Source organism: Pseudomonas sp. PDNC002, assembly GCF_016919445.1.
Taxonomy (GTDB): domain Bacteria; phylum Pseudomonadota; class Gammaproteobacteria; order Pseudomonadales; family Pseudomonadaceae; genus Pseudomonas.
Genome location: NZ_CP070356.1, coordinates 5,040,678 through 5,058,433 on the forward strand (window position 1 = coordinate 5,040,678; position 17,756 = coordinate 5,058,433).

15 protein-coding genes are annotated in these 17,756 nt (G+C 63.6%); 12 read left to right on the top strand and 3 right to left on the bottom strand.

Going from position 1 to position 17,756, the window contains the following annotated elements:
* The first annotated feature begins 9 nt into the window (after positions 1 to 9).
* The 5 genes from JVX91_RS22645 (at position 10) to JVX91_RS22660 (ending at position 6,180) form a co-directional block, all read left to right on the top strand.
* Positions 10 to 960, top strand: coding sequence for a FecR family protein (locus tag JVX91_RS22645; protein WP_205336355.1), 951 nt, complete (start codon positions 10 to 12; stop codon positions 958 to 960).
* Between the two features lie 99 nt (positions 961 to 1,059).
* Entirely contained in the window at positions 1,060 to 3,441 is a 2,382-nt protein-coding gene (locus JVX91_RS22650) for a TonB-dependent receptor (protein WP_205336356.1), read from the top strand.
* 222 nt (positions 3,442 to 3,663) lie between these two features.
* Positions 3,664 to 4,290, top strand: a complete 627-nt coding sequence (locus JVX91_RS29045) for a phospholipid carrier-dependent glycosyltransferase (protein ID WP_240201650.1) — start codon at positions 3,664 to 3,666, stop codon at positions 4,288 to 4,290.
* Positions 4,178 to 5,248 (top strand): hypothetical protein, encoded by a 1,071-nt coding sequence (locus tag JVX91_RS22655; RefSeq protein ID WP_240201651.1) that lies wholly within the window; start codon positions 4,178 to 4,180, stop codon positions 5,246 to 5,248. The genes JVX91_RS29045 and JVX91_RS22655 overlap by 113 nt, the downstream gene beginning before the upstream one ends.
* Before the next feature lie 341 nt (positions 5,249 to 5,589).
* Positions 5,590 to 6,180 (top strand): hypothetical protein, encoded by a 591-nt coding sequence (locus tag JVX91_RS22660; protein WP_205336357.1) that lies wholly within the window; start codon positions 5,590 to 5,592, stop codon positions 6,178 to 6,180.
* 51 nt (positions 6,181 to 6,231) lie between these two features.
* Here the strand turns inward: JVX91_RS22660 and ycaC are convergent, their stop codons facing one another.
* A complete protein-coding gene (gene ycaC / locus JVX91_RS22665; RefSeq protein ID WP_205336358.1) occupies positions 6,232 to 6,858 on the bottom strand; it encodes an isochorismate family cysteine hydrolase YcaC in 627 nt (208 codons plus the stop codon).
* A 364-nt stretch (positions 6,859 to 7,222) separates the two neighbouring features.
* Here ycaC and JVX91_RS22670 point away from each other — a divergent pair, with 364 nt between their 5' ends.
* Positions 7,223 to 7,600, top strand: coding sequence for an NUDIX domain-containing protein (locus JVX91_RS22670; protein WP_205336359.1), 378 nt, complete (start codon positions 7,223 to 7,225; stop codon positions 7,598 to 7,600).
* Here the strand turns inward: JVX91_RS22670 and JVX91_RS22675 are convergent.
* Positions 7,572 to 8,570, bottom strand: a complete 999-nt coding sequence (locus JVX91_RS22675; protein WP_205336360.1) for an AraC family transcriptional regulator ligand-binding domain-containing protein — start codon at positions 8,568 to 8,570, stop codon at positions 7,572 to 7,574. The two genes, JVX91_RS22670 and JVX91_RS22675, sit on opposite strands and share 29 nt — an antisense overlap.
* A 67-nt stretch (positions 8,571 to 8,637) precedes the next feature.
* On the opposite strand from JVX91_RS22675, the gene JVX91_RS22680 reads away from it, so the two are divergent.
* The 3 genes from JVX91_RS22680 to JVX91_RS22690 all read left to right on the top strand — a co-directional run bounded on the left by JVX91_RS22680 (position 8,638) and on the right by JVX91_RS22690 (position 10,762).
* The gene (locus JVX91_RS22680) at positions 8,638 to 9,495 is read left to right on the top strand and encodes a sterol desaturase family protein (RefSeq protein WP_240201652.1); all 858 of its coding nucleotides are present in this window, start codon (positions 8,638 to 8,640) and stop codon (positions 9,493 to 9,495) included.
* Positions 9,492 to 10,088, top strand: a complete 597-nt coding sequence (locus JVX91_RS22685) for an NAD(P)H-dependent oxidoreductase (protein WP_205336361.1) — start codon at positions 9,492 to 9,494, stop codon at positions 10,086 to 10,088. The genes JVX91_RS22680 and JVX91_RS22685 overlap by 4 nt, the downstream gene beginning before the upstream one ends.
* 86 nt (positions 10,089 to 10,174) lie before the next feature.
* Positions 10,175 to 10,762, top strand: coding sequence for a hypothetical protein (locus JVX91_RS22690; protein ID WP_205336362.1), 588 nt, complete (start codon positions 10,175 to 10,177; stop codon positions 10,760 to 10,762).
* On the opposite strand, the gene JVX91_RS22695 is transcribed toward JVX91_RS22690, so the two are convergent.
* Complete coding sequence (locus JVX91_RS22695; RefSeq protein WP_205336363.1) at positions 10,749 to 11,393, bottom strand: histidine phosphatase family protein; 645 nt, start codon at positions 11,391 to 11,393, stop codon at positions 10,749 to 10,751. The two genes, JVX91_RS22690 and JVX91_RS22695, sit on opposite strands and share 14 nt — an antisense overlap.
* 290 nt (positions 11,394 to 11,683) lie before the next feature.
* Between JVX91_RS22695 and JVX91_RS22700 the strand changes: the two genes are divergently transcribed.
* The 3 genes from JVX91_RS22700 to aceF all read left to right on the top strand — a co-directional run bounded on the left by JVX91_RS22700 (position 11,684) and on the right by aceF (position 17,464).
* Complete coding sequence (locus tag JVX91_RS22700; protein WP_205336364.1) at positions 11,684 to 12,664, top strand: diguanylate cyclase; 981 nt, start codon at positions 11,684 to 11,686, stop codon at positions 12,662 to 12,664.
* Between the two features lie 199 nt (positions 12,665 to 12,863).
* Complete coding sequence (aceE, locus tag JVX91_RS22705; protein ID WP_205336365.1) at positions 12,864 to 15,512, top strand: pyruvate dehydrogenase (acetyl-transferring), homodimeric type; 2,649 nt, start codon at positions 12,864 to 12,866, stop codon at positions 15,510 to 15,512.
* Positions 15,513 to 15,523: 11 nt separating this feature from the next.
* Positions 15,524 to 17,464 carry a dihydrolipoyllysine-residue acetyltransferase gene (gene aceF / locus JVX91_RS22710; RefSeq protein ID WP_205336366.1) on the top strand — a complete coding sequence of 647 codons (1,941 nt, stop codon included), beginning with the start codon at positions 15,524 to 15,526 and terminating at the stop codon, positions 17,462 to 17,464.
* The last annotated feature ends 292 nt before the right edge of the window (positions 17,465 to 17,756 follow it).

Sequence of the window (17,756 nt, forward strand, 5' to 3'; positions counted from 1 at the left end):
AGCCCCCCTATGACCCAGCCCTCCTCCCCTTCGAATCAATCGGAAAGCCGCGCCAGCCAGGCCAACGCCTGGGTCGTGCGCATCACTTCCGGGCGGGCGACGGTAGAGGATGCGCGTGCGCTCAAGCATTGGTGCGCGCTCACTCCAGAGAATGCCGCGGCTTATCGCGAGGCCGTTCGGCTCTGGAAGCTCGCCGGGCAATTGCCTGCATCGAGCAAGCGCCGCCGCCCTGGAGTGCGCCTCGCTGCCAGCAGCATTGCAGCGGCGTGCCTGGTAGCTGCGGTGCTGGGCACTATGCAGATCGGCGTATTTCCCAGCGGCTACGACCTATTGGCCGATTACTACACGGGTGTGGGCGAGCACCGGCAGGTTCGACTGGCAGATGGCAGCATCGTCGAACTCGATGCAAAAACCCGCATGAGCATCGACTTCAGCGATAGCGAGCGGCGCATTTCCCTGGGCGACGGCGCGGCGATCTTCCATGTGCAGCATGATCCGGATCGCCCCTTTGTGGTCAGCGCGAAGGGTGGCACCGTCACCGCCTTGGGCACCATCTTTGAAGTTCGCTACCAGAACGATGGCATCCAGGTGACCTGCACGCAGGGAGCCGTCGAGGTTCGAGATCGCCAGGGCGCGACCGAGCGTGCGCGTGTCAGGGCTGGCGAACAACTGGCGTACGGAGCGCGTGGGACCTCGCCGGTGGCGCTGGTAGAAAGTGAGCAGGTGCTGGCCTGGCAGCAGAATCTGCTGGTGTTCAAGGCCCGGCCGCTACAGGACCTTGTGGACGAGTTGAACCGCTATCGCCAAGGCCGCGTCATCATCGCGGACTCGAAGAAAGCGAAAGCCCCGGTCAGCGGTGTCTTTCACCTGCAGCGTCCAGACGAGGTGCTGCAACACATCGAGAACAGTCTTCAGCTATCCGCCATCCGGCTTCCAGCGGGCATTATCGTCCTGCGATAAAAAAGTTCTCCGACGATTGCGGGTTACCTAATCGGGCAGCGTCTTCAGATAAGAACGCTTTTCATCTGCACTTATCTGTTGCTACCAATTGGGGAAAACATGGGGACGTTACAAGCATCCAAGCCTCGCATGCCTTCGAGGTACCTGATCGTCACTCGCAGCACCTGGGCACTTACCGCCCTGCTGAGCTGCTCGGCAATTGCCTCGCTACCGGCCTTCGCTGCCGAGTCGATTCCTGCCGGCAAGGCACAGCCACAATCGTTGCACTTCTCCATTCCTGCCATGTCGCTGGACGATGCGCTTGCTGCCTACGGAATCACCTCCGGGGTGCAGGTTCTCTATCCGGCAGAGCTCACGAAGGGACTTCGTTCGAGCCCCATCAGCGGCATGCTGACACGAGACCAGGCGTTGTCTCAGATACTCGCAGGCTCCGGGTTGTCGTTCCGTTTCACCGATCAGCGCAGCGTTACCCTGCTGGGCCGGACCAATGACGCCAGCAGGGGGAACGATCCGCTCGAACTTGCCCCCCTCGTTATCTCGGGTGAAAAAATAAATCGCACTCTGGAGCAAACCCAGACCAGCGTGGTGGTGAACACTGACGCGGACTTCAAGGAGCACGGCGACAACACGCTGAACGATGTCTTTGCTCGCACCCCCGGCGTCTACACCCAGCCAGGCAACAAGAACTGGGGTATTCGCGGTGTTCCGGTATCGGGGTTCGACGACCAAGGTCCAGCAACCCTGAACGGTGCGGTGTCGGTCTTCGTAGACGGCGCGCAGCTGCCAAATCGCGCCTTGACGCTGAGCCCGCTGCCACTGTGGGACGTGGAGCAAGTCGAGGTCCTGATGGGGCCTCAATCGACCACTCAAGGTCGCAACTCCCTGGCGGGTGCGGTAGTCGTGCAGACCCGAAATCCAACGTTCACACCGTCGGCCTCTGCACGCGCCAACGTCGGGAACTACGGCACCCAGGGCGGCGCCGCAGCAGCGGGCGGACCACTGGTGGACGGCGTTCTAGCCGGCCGTCTTGCCGTGGACTATCAAGAGAGCGACGGCTATATCGACAACATCGCCACCAACGATGATGCCAACCGCCAACGTAACAGCAACGTGCGCGGCAAGCTGCTGTTCCTGCCCAACGATGAAACAGATGTATTGCTGGGCTTCACCCATAGCGAAAACCGCCAGGGCGTGAACGCCTCGACCCGCCAGAACGGTCACGTGCGCTTCTACAAGATCGATGAAAACTCCAGCGCATACGACAAGATGAAGCAGGACACCGGCACGGCAAAGATCGACTATCGCCTGGATGACGCCTGGACACTTACCTCACTGACCGCTCTCACCCGCTCCGACTACAACGCCCTATTGGACTTTGACCAGACCTCAAGCGACAACATGGAGGCGATCCGAAGCCAGGACACCACGATGTTCAGCCAGGAAGTCCGGCTCGGTTATGACGTCACCGATTTGAAAGGCTTCATTGGCCTTTACTACGGGCATACTCGCAACGATTACCATGACCTGCTGACGTCCGATGGAGCGCCGTTCGGCACGGTGAAAGGCGACACCCGCATCGATAACCAGGCAGTGTTTGGCGAGTTCAACTGGACCTTCCAGCCCGGCTGGACGCTGATTACCGGTGCCCGCCTCGACAGTGAGCACAACGACACCCACGTCGACCAGGACGACTTCTCCAGCCCCGGCGATGCGTCGAAGCGCTTCAGCGCTTTTCTACCCAAGCTTGGCCTTGATCATGAACTGGCAGCCAACCAGTACGTTGGAGTGATGGTTCAGAAAGGCTATCGCGGTGGTGGCGTGAACGTTCGAGCCGGCGGAGGCCATGCCGCTTACGATCCGGAGTACACCACCAACTACGAACTCTCCTATCGCGGCGCGTGGCAGGAGCGAACCTTGCGCCTGCGGGCCAACGTTTACTACACCAAGTGGAAGGACCAACAGGTCAGCATGCTCGACAGCACGGGCAACTTCTTCCAGGTCTACAACGCAGGCGAAAGCACCATCCGCGGCCTGGAAAGTTTCCTGGAAAAGGATTTCGGCAGCAGCCTCAGCCTGAATGCCGGCATGGCCTACACCGACGGCAAGTATCACGACTTCATGGTTGGGGATACGGACTTGGGCGGCAAATCGTTCCTGTACTCGCCCAAGTACAAATTTTCTGCGGGAGGCGTTTATCGATTCGCCAATGGGTTGAGCGTGGGCAGCGACATCGTCTACCAGGACGGCGCTCCATCCGAGTACCAACTTGACGACGAAGGTCATGTGGTTCATCAGCGCAAGAGCGACTACTACACGCTGGTCAACCTGAACGCCGAGTACCAGCTCACCCAGGAGCTGACAATCTCGGGCTATGTGAAGAACCTTTTCGACAAGGACTACATCACCAACGACCGCAGCGGCGACTTCGTAGACGTAGGAGCACCTCGTACGTTCACCGTGGCTCTGCAGTACGACCTTTGATTGAAGCACGGAGCGGCCGCACGAATTGCCGCTCCGGTCTACGCCGCCCTCGCCTGCCGGGACCTTGCCCCGCTTCAGCCTGGGCGATGGCGGCGTAGCCTCTTCGTTCAAGGTGCCGTTACGGCCTGACCCGCCCTCTCGCTCAGTCTCAGCTAAGTCTCACCTCGTACCCTCGCCTCTCACGCCAACCCCTGCGTAAGAAACCCTCGAGGATCAGGGCCGATGACCGACATCACGCTCCTATCGACGCGCCATGCGAGTCCACATACCCCAGCCATACATCGCGCAATACCTGCTGCGGCATACCCTGCCCTGCTGATCGCCTTTGTTCTATTTTTCCTCGTCCCTCTTGGCCTTCACGGGCTCTGGATTCCAGACGAAACGCGCTACGCCCAGGCGGCCCAGGAAATGCTCCAGAGCGGTAATTGGGTAGTTCCGCATTTCATGGGATTGCGGTACTTCGAGAAGCCCATCGGCGGCTATTGGTTGATCGCCTTCGGCCAGGCGATATTCGGCGACAATCTGTTTGGAGCACGTATCGCCTCTGCCGCGAGCACGGCGGCCACTGTGGGCCTGATATTTCTGCTTGGGCGTCGCCTCTGGAATGACAGCTGGAAGACCTGGACGGCCGGCCTGCTCTACATGAGCTTCGGCCTGGCTGCGGGCCAAGCCGGCTACTCGAACATCGACCCGCAACTGACACTCTGGATAACACTCAGCCTGGTCGCAGGCTGGTATGCCATGGAAGGCAAAGGGCGGCGCGAACAATGGGCTGGGTGGGGCATGCTGGGCTTGGCGTGCGGTTCACCGTCAGGAAGCGGATTTCTGGCAGTTCTTTTTCTGGAATGAACACATCCGGCGCTTCGCGGGAACCAAGGCACAACACGCGGCGCCCTTCTGGTTCTTTGTACCCATGCTATTCGCCGGCGCCCTCCCTTGGGCAATGCTGGTCGTCCCAAGCCTGAAACGCGCCTGGCGTGACCGGAAGGAATGCCGCATAGCCTTTCTGAGCCTGTGGCTCGCCATGCCATTCCTGTTCTTCAGCCTCAGCAAAGGCAAGCTGCCGACTTACATTTTGCCTTGCTTCGTTCCGCTCGCTCTCCTGATGGCCAACACACTGGTCGACAAACTGCGGCAAAGGGATGTGTCTGCGGTAAGTGGCAATGGCTTGCTCAACCTGGTCGTCGGGAGCCTCGCCCTGCTGGGTCTGGTCGTCGCTCAAATCGTTCACCCGATCTACACAAACCAACCCGTGCAGGTGGTCCTTGCGTTGCTGGTGTGCATCGGGTGGGCCGCGTGCGGATTCGCTCAATGGATGCGCCCCACACGCCATTGGTTTGCACCGGCTCTCGGGATCTGGATGCTGATCGCGCTGCTCCCGGCAGCGATGCCGCAGTCAGTCGTCGATAACAAGATGCCCGATCAATTCATCGCCCAGCACTTGGACGTGCTGAAGACCTCGAAGAGTTTGCTCAGTAATGAACTAGGAACAGCGTCGGCTCTGGCGTGGCGGCTCGGTCGCAGCGATGTGACTCTGCTGGATGTGCAGGGCGAGCTTCAATACGGCCTCACCTATTCGGATGCCAGCAGTCGAAAAGTCACGTCCGAGAACGTCGCAACGTGGATTGCAGATCGAGCAGAAGAAGGCCCGGTCGGGATCGTGTTGGACCTTTCTGGAAAGTCCAACGCAGTCGCCCCGTCATGGATTCCACCAGGCTCTGAGGTCTACCACGAGAACAACCTGCTCATAGTGGTGACTCAACGCCGCGGGAGTCCCGCTCCGCCATCGGCGAGCAAAACACCCTGACGATGATCGCGGCGCTGACACGTAACCCCATGGTCTTCACCGGTAGCCGAAACGTGCAAGGTAGAGGCACGGATTGAGCGCTGCAGCCAGGGCCTTCCACACATAGTCATCGACGACACGCTCTAGGCGCCGACCCTCAACTTCACGTGAGACGCGCCCCATCGGTTACGAAGCCTGTCGCCCTCGATCGTGGCGGGACGCATAACGAACGAGCGTGAACACCTCCCATCCTCGGGTCATCATCGATATGGATGATGACATGAGGGGTCCGCCACCTCACTATGCGCAGGAGCCCCACACCCCAGCGGATGGGATCTGCTGCGCCTGGCCCAGGAGGCAACATGAAATGGACATCGATGGTCATCGCGTGCCTGGTGACGACTGGCTGCTCCAGCAGTATGCAAAACCTCGTCGGCCCGATGGACACCGACCCGAAGGACCTCACGCTCGAGCAACTCGAAGTACAGAACGAGGCGATACGCAAGGTGCTCGAACCCTGCGACACCCTGTTCGGCGTGCAGACGGAGAAGGCCAAGGAGAAGGCCAGATCAGCCTGGTGGCTGAAAGTGCTCGGCGTCACGTCGGCGTCGATCGTCGCCCCGGCCCTGACAGCAGCAAACGCCTCCGCCAACGCCGCCTGGATTGCCGGTGCCAGTGGAACCGGTGGGGCGGTGATCGCCATGCTCGACAGCGCCGACTCGATGGGAATCAGCGGTGTTGCCGCACTGCGCAGCCTGACCAAGCTGGCCGAGGTCATCGGACCGGATATCGACATCGCCGAAGACATCGCCAAGCCGTTCAACGAGCGTAGCGCCGCTGCGGCCAGAGCCGCCCGCAGATGCCGGCTGCAGGTGCCCAGCGTCGCGCCGGCTGCAGCGCCGGCTGCTGCACCAGCCCCAGCCCCAGCCCCGCCAGCCGCCGCAAAGACCTAGGTCCGCCGGACACCGCAGGCAACCTCCCCGCGGCGCCCGGCGAGCGCCGCCTTACTTCTTGGCAGTCAGCGTGCTGTAGCTGGTGATCAGGTTCCGGTAGTCCGGAATGTGGTTGGAGAACAGCGCGGCCAGCCCCTCGATATCGTTGCGCCAGTCGCGGTGCAACTCACAGGCCACGCCGAACCAGGTCATCATCTGTGCGCCGGCGGCCTCCATGCGGCGCCAGGCGGCATCGCGGGTGACTTCGTTGAAAGTGCCGGACGCATCGGCCACGACGAACACGTCGAAACCCTCCTCCAGCGCCGAGAGCGCCGGAAACGCCACGCACACCTCGGTCACCACGCCCGCCAGGATCAGTTGCTTCTTGCCGGTGGCCTTCACCGCCTTGACGAAGTCCTCGTTGTCCCAGGCATTGATGTTGCCCGGCCGGGCGATGTAGGGCGCGTCCGGGAACAGGTCCTTCAGCTCCGGCACCAGCGGGCCGTTGGGGCCGTTTTCGAAGCTGGTGGTGAGGATGGTGGGCAATTTGAAGTATTTGGCCAGATCGGCCAGGGCAAGGACGTTGTTCTTGAACTTGTCCGGTTCGATGTCGCGTACCAGCGAGAGCAGACCGGCCTGGTGATCGACCAGCAGTACGGCGGCCTGGGATTTGTCGAGACGGACATAGGGCTTGCTCATGGCGATTCCTCGTGACGATGGACGCCCGGCGCAGGGCGCCGGGCCGGAGATGAGTCAGCGGTACTGCGTGCTCGCTCGGATTGCCTCGGCCCCACGGGTCCGACGGCAAGACTCAAGCGTAGGCCATGGAATCCGCTACGCCGATGCAAACAGATAGCACTTCGGCACCTGGCGCCGGTCCACGATGAAGGGATTTGGAGACGAGAAGATGACGGCAGGACTTTCAGACTTCACTGACAGATAACTCCAGCGACAAATCCTTACCATCTGTCGACATTGTTGCTGTAACCAGTTCTACCGAATGGAAATATTCGTTAAATGTCTATGCTGAAAATTGTACGAAACGTGGTGGGGGGTCAGCGCCATGGCCAGGAACGTTAAAGAGCGCGCAACGGTGATCTGTCGGCTCGACGACAAGATCCTCTTCGTCCGCAAGGCCAAGTCGAAATGGAACCTCCCCGGCGGCCGCATCGAGGCCGACGAACGCCCGGGCCAGGCGGCCCTGCGCGAGCTGATCGAGGAGACCGGCCTGGCGCTGGAACAGATGAACTACATCGCGCCGCTGGAGCTGTACCAGACGCTGCACTATGTGTTCGAAACGCCTGTCGATCCGTCGCTGCAGCCCACGCCACTGAACGAGATCGCCGACTGCCGCTGGTTCACCCCGGAAGAAGCGAGCAAGCGCAACATCAACAAATCGGCACGCCGGGTCCTCAAGAACTGCGTGCGCCAGGCGAGCTGAGCCCCGCGCCGGACTCGCCGACCCAGCGCTTGCGCGCGTTCAGGTAGGCGGCGAGGTCACCGTAGCCCAGGCGCTCGGCAATGCGCGTGCGGCTTTCTCCCTGTAGCTCCAGGTGTTGCTCCAGCTCCTTGCGCACCTGATCGAGCAATTCGCGAAACCCCATGTCCTGCTCCGCCAGCCGCCTGCGCAAGGTGCGCGGACTCTGGTGCAACTGGTCCGCAACGCTTTCCAACGCGGGAACCTCGCCGCGTTCGAGCATGCGCCGCGCAATGCCGGCCGCCCTGGCCGCCCAGCCGCTGAGCTGGCGCAGGCGCGCGAGCCGACGATCGAGCTCCAGCGTGAGCAGCTCCACCAAGCCGGCGTGGCGCCCCAGCAGCGGCAAGGCGAGCGTCTGCGCATCGAAGTACAGCCGGTTGCAGGCGCTGGCGAATTCGATTCGCTCGCCGAACCATTGGGCGTACTGCGCGTGGTAATCGGGCCGGGCATGGGTGAAGCAGGCGCGCACCGGCAGCACCGGGCAGCCGGTGCCACGGCGCAACTGGGTGACTGCCATCACGCAGTAGTGCTCCAGCAGGAAGCGGCTCAACGGCTCGGGGGCGTCGATGATCAGCTCGACGGCGACGGTGTCGCCCTCCTCCAGCAATCGGAAGGTATCGGTATCCGCCGCCAGCGGGGCGTAGCGCACCCAACAGAGCACGGCCTGCCGCACATCGGCGCAGAACTGCGCGAGGTGGGCGATCACATGCCAGTCCTGCGGGGTGAACTGGCCGAACAGCTGCAGGCCGATGGCGGGCTCCAGGCTCGCCGCTTCCAGCCACAGCTGTTCGAGTTCGACCAGGCTGTAGTCGCTGTGACGACGCGCGCGGTGGCTGCTCAGGTAACGCTCCAGCACTTGGCCGAGCGGCCCGCGGTGGTATCGCTGCGCCACAGGGTTGGCCAGTTCTCGGGTGTTTCTGTCCTTTTCGCGCATGGGTCGCCGTTCGGTCCTGGGTTCTGATGGGCACGCCTTGTCCCATTGGACCCGAACCGAGAGTGTCATGACTACAACAACAATGCTCCTCGATAATCCGACCGTGATCGTGGCGGGAATCTTCCTCGCCTTCATCCTTCTCGAACTGGCCTGCGCCACCTTCCGCCAACCCCGCGGCCAGCGCCGTGACGTGCTGATCGAGATCATCGGCTCCAGCCTGCTCTTGGCGGTGACTTTCCCGCTGGTCATGTGGGCCAGCGGCGCCCTGCTCGACTTCGCCTTCCCCGCCGCCGCCGGTTCACTGGCGGGCATCCCGTGGCTGGCCGGCTTCGCGCTGTTCCTGCTGTTCGACGACATGACCCAGTACTGGTGGCACCGCCTGGCGCATCAGGTGCCGTTCCTCTATGCCCTGCACCGTGCGCACCATTCCGCGCCGTACATGAGTATCCGCATCGTCTATCGCAACAACAGCTTCTACTACCTGCTGATGCCGGGCATCTGGTTCTCCGGGGCGCTGATCCACATGGGGTTGGCGAACGTCTACTACGTCTACCTGATCCTCAAGATGTGCGTGATCTTCGGCGCCCACAGCAACCTCGCCTGGGACGACAAGCTCTATCGCATCCGCGCCCTGCGCCCACTGATGTGGCTGCTGGAGCGGACCATCTCCACACCCGCCACCCACTCTGCACACCACGGCCTCAACGCGGACGACGGCGTGACCAACTACAAGGGCAACTTCGGCAACCTGCTGTTCTTCTGGGACGTGCTGTTCGGGACGGCAAAGATCACCCGGCGCCGCCCGCAGACCTACGGCATCGAGGACCTGGCGCCGGTGAGCTGGCAGGAGGAAGTCTTCTGGCCGGTGGTGCGTACCCGTGCACCAGCCGATGCCAAGGACGTGGCGGCGGAGGTGGCCCGATGAGCCCTAACATCGTGCTGGTTGCCGGTTCCAGCCAGTTGGACAGCCAGTCGGCGAAGGTCGCCCGTTACCTCGCCGGGCGCCTGGAAAGCCTCGCCCTGTGCGGCTGGGCGCAGGTCATCGACCTGGGCACTACACCGTTGCCGCTGTGGCCGGCACCGGACACCGAGAACGTCTGGCCGGAGCAGCGCGAACTGCTGCGCGAGGCGGATGCGCTGGTGGTGATCGCCCCGGAATGGCACGGCATGGCCTGCCCGGCGCTGAAGAACTTCTTCCTCTATGCCGGGCTGCGCGAGCTGGGCCACAAGCCGGCGTTGCCGGTGGGCGTTTCCGCTGGCCTGGGCGGCGCCTATCCGCTGGCCGAGCTGCGCGCCTCCAGCTACAAGAACAGCCGCATCGCCTACCTGCCGGAACAGTTGCTCATCCGGCGGGTGGAGTGCATGTTCAATGACGGCCCGCCGCATGACGAGGACGACCGGCGCCTGCGCGAGCGGGCGGACTGGGCGCTGCGCATGCTCTGCCGCTACGCCGAGGCCCTGCGCGGGGTGCGCGGACTGATCGACGCGCTCGATCCGGACTACGCCAACGGAATGTGAGAAGCCCGTGAGGGATGCGCGGGAAGGCGCTTCAAGGTATCTTCAGCGCCTTCCTACAAAAACGCTCCCACAGGATTCGCACTCCCATGCTTCGCGCCGCCCTGCTCTGCGCCACCGCACTTCTCACCACGGCGATGGGTTCCAGCCTCGCCCTCGCCCAGGTCGAGGTGAAGCCGGTGCAGCATTCCAAAGTCGGCGAAGTGCTGGCGGTGCGGATCTCCGAAGACATCGCGCCTGGCGACTACGAACGCCTGCTCAAGGGCCTGATGGCCCATCCTGGCAAGTTCGCCCGCAAGGTCGTGTTGCTCGACAGCATTGGCGGCAGCGCGGCGGAGTCGATCAAGATGGGCCGCCTGTTGCGCGAATCAGGCTTCGAAACCCTGGTGCCAACCAACAGCGTCTGCCAGGGTTCCTGCGTCTACCTGCTGGCCGCGGGCAAGCACAAGACGGTGCGCGGCTACGTCGGCCTGCACCGTCCCTACTACCCGGCTGGTGATTCTTCACAGGCGGCGGGCAGCTACAACGCCCGCACCTACTTCCGCGACATGGACATCCCGCTGGAACTGGCCGACACCATGCAGAGCATCGATCCGCAGCGCATGCGCGTGCTCACCCCGCAGGAACTGCAACGCTACCGTCTGGGCGCGACGCCCAGCCAGATCAGCGCTCGCTGACCGACTGCGGCCACTGGTCCGCGCGCAGGTAGCCCAGCAGCGTCGGAGCCTGCTGCCCGTCGCTGAGCAGGAACAGCGATGAGCCGTAGTCCGGGGTCTCCGGGTCCGGCACACTGATCGAATGCTCCAGGTCCTCGATGCATTCGCTATGGGTCACCAGGATCAGGTTGCGATGCGCCACCTTGTGCTCGAGCGCCTCGCGCAGCATCGACCCCTGGCAGTTGTATAGCCATGGCTGCTGCACCGGCGCCTTGTCGAACATCGAGGTGGCGGTCTGCGCGGCGCGCAACTGGTTGCTGCTGAGGACGTCGGCGTTGGCCAACCCCATTGCCGCGAAATCCTGCCCCAGTTGCCGAGCGCTTTGCCCGCCGCGCACCGTGATGCCCTCGGACTCCGCCAGGCACGGCGAACTCGAGCGGTCACAACGCTCGGCGTGGCGCACCAGCACGATCAGGTCACCCTTTCGCCAGTGCTCGCGCAGCTCCGCCTGACGCTCTGCGTCGCCCACCAGCGCCGGCGCCTGTGCGGTATTCAGCGGCAGGAAACCACTGAGCAGGCCGATGACGGGCAGTAGCGCCACCAAGTAGAGCCAGCGGCGAGAGAGTGCAGCGAGAACTGTGTGGATAGGCATGGGACTCCGCCGTACTGCGAGATCGGTGTCTGTTCATGGGCTGCCGCGAGGCAGGAAGCCCGGCCCGTCCCTGGGCCTCCATCGCACTACAAGGTTGTCAGATGGCGGGCGAGCAAACCCTAACCCCAGTTTCGTGAAGAACCCGTTATGAATTGCTGAAGAATCCGTCGCACGGCAAGACGACCGTCCGTCGCCCTGGCGCAGCGGGAGAGTCTGCCTGGCGTATTGCGCTGCTCCAGGCATCACCGGACTGTGGTAGAAGCAAGGCATATTGCCACCAGGGGTCATCCATGCCGTACGACGCCGCCACCGAGAATCCGGTCTACCAAACCCTGCTCGAATCCACCCGCGCCATCCCGTGGAAGATCGACTGGAAAACCATGACCTTCGCCTACATCGGCCCGCAGATCGAAGCGCTGCTGGGCTGGAGCCAGGACAGCTGGATCAGCGCCAACGACTGGGCAGAGCGCATGCACCCGGAAGATCGCGAGCGGGTGGTCGAGTTCTGCGTTTCGCAGTCCCGCGAGGGCACCGACCACGAGGCCGATTACCGCGCCCTCACCTCCTCCGGCGACTACGTGTGGATTCGCGACGTGGTGCACGTGGTGCGCGGTGACGACGGCGAGGTGGATTCCCTGGTGGGCTTCATGTTCGACATCAGCGAGCGCAAGCGCGCCGAAGAAAAGCTGATCATGCTGCAACGCCAGTTGGAGGAATATTCGTACAAGGACGGCCTCACCGGCGTAGCCAACCGGCGCATGTTCGATACCGTGCTGGACACCGAATGGGGCAGCGCCCAGCGCAGCGGCCAGCCCCTGTCGCTGGTGTTGCTGGATATCGACTACTTCAAGCAGTTCAACGACCACTACGGCCACATCAACGGCGACGACTGCCTGCGCAACGTCGGCAAGGTGCTGGCCGGCGCCCTGCACCGCCCGCGCGACTTCATCGCCCGTTTCGGCGGCGAGGAGTTCGTCCTGGTCCTGCCGGAGACCGACGCCGAGGCCGCGCGGCAGATCGGCGAGCGTTGCCGCAGCCTGCTGCGCGAACAGCACATCGCCCATGAGAAGTCCGCTGTTTCGTCTCTCCTGACCATCAGCCTGGGCGTCGGCACCGCCGTGCCCGCAGTCAGCGACCGCCCGCTGGACTTCGTCGCCGCGGTCGACCGCCTGCTCTACCAGGCCAAGCAGACCGGGCGCGATCGCCTAGTGGCAGCGCAATGGAGTCGGGGCGACGACCTGCGCCGTGATGCGGTGCGCTCGGGTTCCTGATTCGCACGCTGCGACGTCCTGACCCGACCATCCGGCCGACGCCTGCGCCAGAGCTGACTAAGCTCTATAGCCACACGCGCGTGCCGGCGGCAGCGCGGTGGCCTCACGAGGGCCGCCGCCACTTTCGCCAAACTTGGCGGTACACCTGGCCCGGAGCCGGCATTGCGTAGAGCCGACCCCGTAACCAGGACCCCTGACCATGCACGACATCGACCCCGTCGAAACCCAGGAATGGCTGGACGCGCTGGAATCCGTACTGGAGAAAGAAGGCGAAGACCGCGCCCACTACCTGATGACTCGCCTTGGCGAGCTGGCCAGCCGAACCGGCACGCAACTGCCCTACGCCATCACCACGCCCTACCGCAACACCATCCCGGTGGGCCATGAGGCCCGAATGCCGGGCGACCTGTTCATGGAGCGGCGCATCCGCTCGCTGGTGCGCTGGAACGCACTGGCCATGGTGATGCGCGCCAACCACAAGGACCCGTCGCTGGGCGGGCACATCTCCACCTTCGCTTCCTCGGCGACCCTCTACGACATCGGCTTCAACTACTTCTTCAACGGCCCCACCGAGGAACACGCCGGCGACCTGATCTACTTCCAGGGCCACGCCTCTCCTGGCATTTACGCCCGCGCCTACATCGAGGGCCTGCTGACAGACGAGCAGCTGGAGAACTTCCGCCAGGAGGTGGATGGCAAGGGCATATCCTCCTACCCGCACCCCCGGCTGATGCCGCATTTCTGGCAGTTCCCCACGGTGTCCATGGGCCTGGGTCCGATCCAGGCGATCTACCAGGCGCGCTTCATGAAGTACCTGGAAAGCCGCGGCTTCATTCCCGCCGGCAAGCAGAAGGTCTGGTGCTTCCTCGGCGATGGCGAAACGGATGAGCCGGAATCCCTCGGCGCGATCTCCCTGGCCGGGCGCGAGAAGCTCGACAACCTGATCTTCGTGGTCAACTGCAACCTGCAACGCCTGGATGGCCCGGTGCGCGGCAACGGCAAGATCATCCAGGAACTGGAAGGCGTATTCCGCGGCGCCAACTGGAACGTGATCAAGGTGATCTGGGGCCGTTTCTGGGACCCACTGTTCGCCAAGGACCACGCCGGCCTGCTGCAGGCACGGATGGACGAAGCGGTGGACGGCGACTACCAGAACTACAAGGCCAAGGACGGCGCCTTCGTCCGCGAGCACTTCTTCGGCGCGCGCCCCGAGCTGCTGGAGATGGTCAAGGAGCTCTCCGACGAGGAAGTCTGGAAACTCAACCGCGGCGGCCACGACCCGTACAAGGTCTACGCCGCCTACCACGCGGCGGTGAACCACAAGGGCCAGCCCAGCGTGGTGCTGGCCAAGACCATCAAGGGCTACGGCACCGGTACCGGCGAGGCGAAGAACATCGCCCACAACATCCACGAGATCGACGTGGACAGCCTGCGCGCCTTCCGCGACCGCTTCGACATCCCGATCAAGGACGACGACCTCGCCAAGTTGCCCTTCTACCGTCCCGACGAAGGCAGCGCCGAGGCGCGATACCTGAAGGAACGCCGCGCCTCACTGGGCGGCTTCATGCCCCACCGCCACGGCAACAGCCAACGCATCCCGGCGCCGCCACTGGAGACGCTCAAGGCACTGCTGGATAGTTCGGGCGACCGCGAAATCTCCACCACCATGGCCTTCGTGCGGATCATCTCGCAGTTGGTGAAGGACAAGGAGCTGGGCCAGCGCATCGTGCCGATCATCCCGGACGAAGCCCGCACCTTCGGCATGGAAGGCATGTTCCGCCAGCTCGGCATCTACTCCTCGGTAGGCCAGCTCTACGAGCCGGTCGACAAGGAACAACTGATGTTCTACCGCGAGGACAAGAAGGGCCAGATCCTCGAGGAAGGCATCACCGAGGCCGGCGCCATGTCGTCGTTCATCGCCGCAGGCACCGCGTACAGCAACTATCGCCAGCCGATGCTGCCGTTCTACATCTTCTATTCGATGTTCGGCTTCCAGCGCATCGGCGACCTGGCCTGGGCGGCCGGCGACAGCCTGACGCGCGGCTTCCTGCTGGGCGGCACCGCCGGGCGCACCACGCTCAACGGCGAAGGACTGCAGCACGAGGACGGCCACAGCCACGTGCTGGCCTCGGTCATCCCCAACTGCCGCACCTACGACCCGACCTATTCCTACGAGCTGGCGGTGATCGTCCAGGAAGGCGTGCGGCAGATGATGGAAGAGCAGCAGAACGTCTTCTATTACATCACCGTGATGAACGAAAACTACCCGCACCCGGCCCTGCCCAAAGGTGCCGAGGCCGGGATCATCAAGGGCATGTACCTGCTCATCGAGGACCACCGTGCTGCCGCACACCATGTGCAGTTGCTGGGCTCGGGCACCATTCTGCGAGAGGTGGAAGCGGCGGCGAAGATACTGCGCGAGGACTTCGGCATTGGCGCCGATGTCTGGTCCGTTCCGAGCTTCAACGAACTGCGCCGCGATGGACTGGCCGTGGAGCGCTGGAACCGCCTGCATCCGGGCCAGAAGCCCAGGCAAAGCTACGTGGAAGAATGCCTCGCCGGCCGCAAGGGGCCGGTGATCGCATCGACCGACTACATGAAGGTCTACGCCGAGCAGATTCGCCAATGGGTGCCGACCAAGGAATACAAGGTCCTGGGCACCGACGGCTTCGGCCGCAGCGATACTCGCGCCAAGCTGCGCCACTTCTTCGAGGTGGACCGTCACTGGGTGGTGCTCGCCGCGCTGGAAGCCTTGGCTGATCGCGGCGACATCGAGCCGAAAGTGGTGGCCGAGGCCATCGCGAAATTCGGCCTCGATCCGGAAAAACCCAACCCGCTGGACTGCTGAGGAGAGGCACCGTGAGCGAGACCATCCGCGTACCCGACATCGGCAACGGCGAAGGCGAAGTCATCGAACTGCTGGTCAAGGTCGGTGATCGTATCGAGGCCGACCAGAGCCTGCTGACCCTGGAATCCGACAAGGCCAGCATGGAAATCCCCGCGCCCAAGGCCGGCGTGGTGAAGGCCATCAAGGTGAAGATCGGCGACACGCTCAAGGAAGGCGACGACATCCTCGAACTGGAAGCCGAAGGCGCTACCGAGGCCAAGGCCGAAGAGCCCGCCAAACCGGCAGCCGAACAACCCAAGCCCGCCGCCGCGCCTGCGCCGCAATCCGCACCTGCGGGAGGCGGTGGCGTGGAAACCATCAAGGTTCCTGACATCGGCAACGGCCAGGGCGAGATCATCGAGCTGATGGTCAAGGTCGGCGACCGCATCGAGGCCGACCAGAGCCTGCTGACGCTGGAATCCGACAAGGCCAGCATGGAGATTCCCGCGCCCAAGGCCGGGGTGGTGAAAGCCATCAAGGTGAAAATCGGCGACACCCTCAAGGAAGGCGACGACATTCTCGAACTGGAAATCGAGGGCGGCGCCGCACCCGCCAGCACTCCGGCCGCTGCAGCGTCCGCCTCCGCACCAGCTCCAGCCCCCACTCCGGCGAAGGAACAGCAGGCCGCACCTGCGGCCAGCGGCGGCGTGGAGACCATCCGCGTACCGGATATCGGCAATGGCCAGGGCAACGTCATCGAGCTGATGGTCAAGGTGGGTGACAGCATCGAGGCCGACCAGAGCCTGCTGACGCTGGAGTCGGACAAGGCCAGCATGGAAATCCCCGCGCCCAAGGCCGGGCTGGTGAAAGCCATCAAGGTGAAGATCGGCGACACGCTCAAGGAAGGCGACGAAATCCTGGAGCTGGAAGTTGCAGGTAGCGCTCCCGCCCAGGCTTCGGCTCCCAGCCCGGAGAACCCCGCCGCCCCTGTCGCCACATCACCTGTGCAGCCCAAGGCGCCAGAAGTGGCGCCTGTCGGTGCACCTAGTCGCGACGGCACCAAGGTTCATGCCGGGCCGGCGGTGCGCATGGTCGCCCGCGAGTTCGGTGTCGACCTGGCACAAGTCACCGGTACTGGTCCCAAGGGCCGCATCCTCAAGGAAGACGTGCAGTTGTTCGTCAAGGAGCAACTGCAACGGAGCAAGTCTGGCGCCTCTGCGGGAGCAACCGGCGGCGCAGGCATTCCGCCGATCCCGGAAATCGACTTCAGCAAATTCGGTGAAGTGGAAGAAGTGGCCATGACCCGCCTGATGCAGGTCGGCGCCAGCAACCTGCACCGCAGCTGGCTGAACGTGCCCCATGTGACCCAGTTCGAGTCCGCCGACATCACCGAGGCGGAAGCCTTCCGCATAGCGCAGAAGGCAGCAGCGGAAAGAGCCGGGACCAAGCTGACCATCCTGCCGATCCTGCTCAAGGCCTGCGCCCACCTGCTGCGCGAGCTGCCGGACTTCAACAGCTCGCTGGCGCCCAGCGGCAAGGCGCTGATCCGCAAGCATTACGTGCACATTGGCTTCGCGGTGGATACGCCGGATGGACTGCTGGTGCCGGTGATCCGTGACGTGGACAAGAAGGGTCTGCTGCAGTTGGCCCTGGAAGCGGCTGAACTGGCGGAGAAGGCGCGGACCAAGAAGCTCTCCGCCGACGCGATGCAAGGCGCCTGTTTCACCATCTCCAGCCTGGGGCATATCGGCGGCACCGGCTTCACGCCCATCGTCAATGCGCCGGAAGTGGCGATACTCGGCGTGAGCAAGGCGACCATGCAGCCGGTGTGGGACGGCAAGGCCTTCCAACCGCGGCTGATGCTGCCGCTGTCGCTGTCCTATGACCACCGGGTGATCAATGGCGCGGCGGCGGCGCGGTTCACTCGGCGGCTCGGGGAGGTGCTGGGGGATATTCGCAGTTTGCTGCTTTGATGCCGAAGCCTACCTGCAGGAGCAACTGCCTTCGTCGGGGAAACCGTCTACAGGATTTCCCCTCTCCCCAACCCTGGCTGCGCGCCCCGCTCCGAAGGGAGAGGGAGCGGTCCGTGCCGGCTGATGGAACGGCTTCATCCTGCACCGATCGGTCCCCTCTCCCTCTGAGCGGGGCGCGCAGCCAGGGTTAGGGTGAAGGCCGACCGGGGCACGGACCGATCAGTTAGGAGCAACTGTCTTTCTCGGGAAGCCCGCGCCGATGCTTTACCCTCATCCCAGCCCTGGCTACGCG

Bases quoted from the DNA above. Each gene is read 5' to 3' on its own strand.
- JVX91_RS22645 (WP_205336355.1), top strand. From the start codon at position 10: ATGACCCAGCCCTCCTCCCCTTCGAATCAATCGGAAAGCCGCGCCAGC.
- JVX91_RS22650 (WP_205336356.1), top strand. From the start codon at position 1,060: ATGGGGACGTTACAAGCATCCAAGCCTCGCATGCCTTCGAGGTACCTG.
- JVX91_RS29045 (WP_240201650.1), top strand. From the start codon at position 3,664: ATGACCGACATCACGCTCCTATCGACGCGCCATGCGAGTCCACATACC.
- JVX91_RS22655 (WP_240201651.1), top strand. From the start codon at position 4,178: ATGCCATGGAAGGCAAAGGGCGGCGCGAACAATGGGCTGGGTGGGGCA.
- JVX91_RS22660 (WP_205336357.1), top strand. From the start codon at position 5,590: ATGAAATGGACATCGATGGTCATCGCGTGCCTGGTGACGACTGGCTGC.
- ycaC (WP_205336358.1), bottom strand. From the start codon at position 6,858: ATGAGCAAGCCCTATGTCCGTCTCGACAAATCCCAGGCCGCCGTACTG.
- JVX91_RS22670 (WP_205336359.1), top strand. From the start codon at position 7,223: ATGGCCAGGAACGTTAAAGAGCGCGCAACGGTGATCTGTCGGCTCGAC.
- JVX91_RS22675 (WP_205336360.1), bottom strand. From the start codon at position 8,570: ATGCGCGAAAAGGACAGAAACACCCGAGAACTGGCCAACCCTGTGGCG.
- JVX91_RS22680 (WP_240201652.1), top strand. From the start codon at position 8,638: ATGACTACAACAACAATGCTCCTCGATAATCCGACCGTGATCGTGGCG.
- JVX91_RS22685 (WP_205336361.1), top strand. From the start codon at position 9,492: ATGAGCCCTAACATCGTGCTGGTTGCCGGTTCCAGCCAGTTGGACAGC.
- JVX91_RS22690 (WP_205336362.1), top strand. From the start codon at position 10,175: ATGCTTCGCGCCGCCCTGCTCTGCGCCACCGCACTTCTCACCACGGCG.
- JVX91_RS22695 (WP_205336363.1), bottom strand. From the start codon at position 11,393: ATGCCTATCCACACAGTTCTCGCTGCACTCTCTCGCCGCTGGCTCTAC.
- JVX91_RS22700 (WP_205336364.1), top strand. From the start codon at position 11,684: ATGCCGTACGACGCCGCCACCGAGAATCCGGTCTACCAAACCCTGCTC.
- aceE (WP_205336365.1), top strand. From the start codon at position 12,864: ATGCACGACATCGACCCCGTCGAAACCCAGGAATGGCTGGACGCGCTG.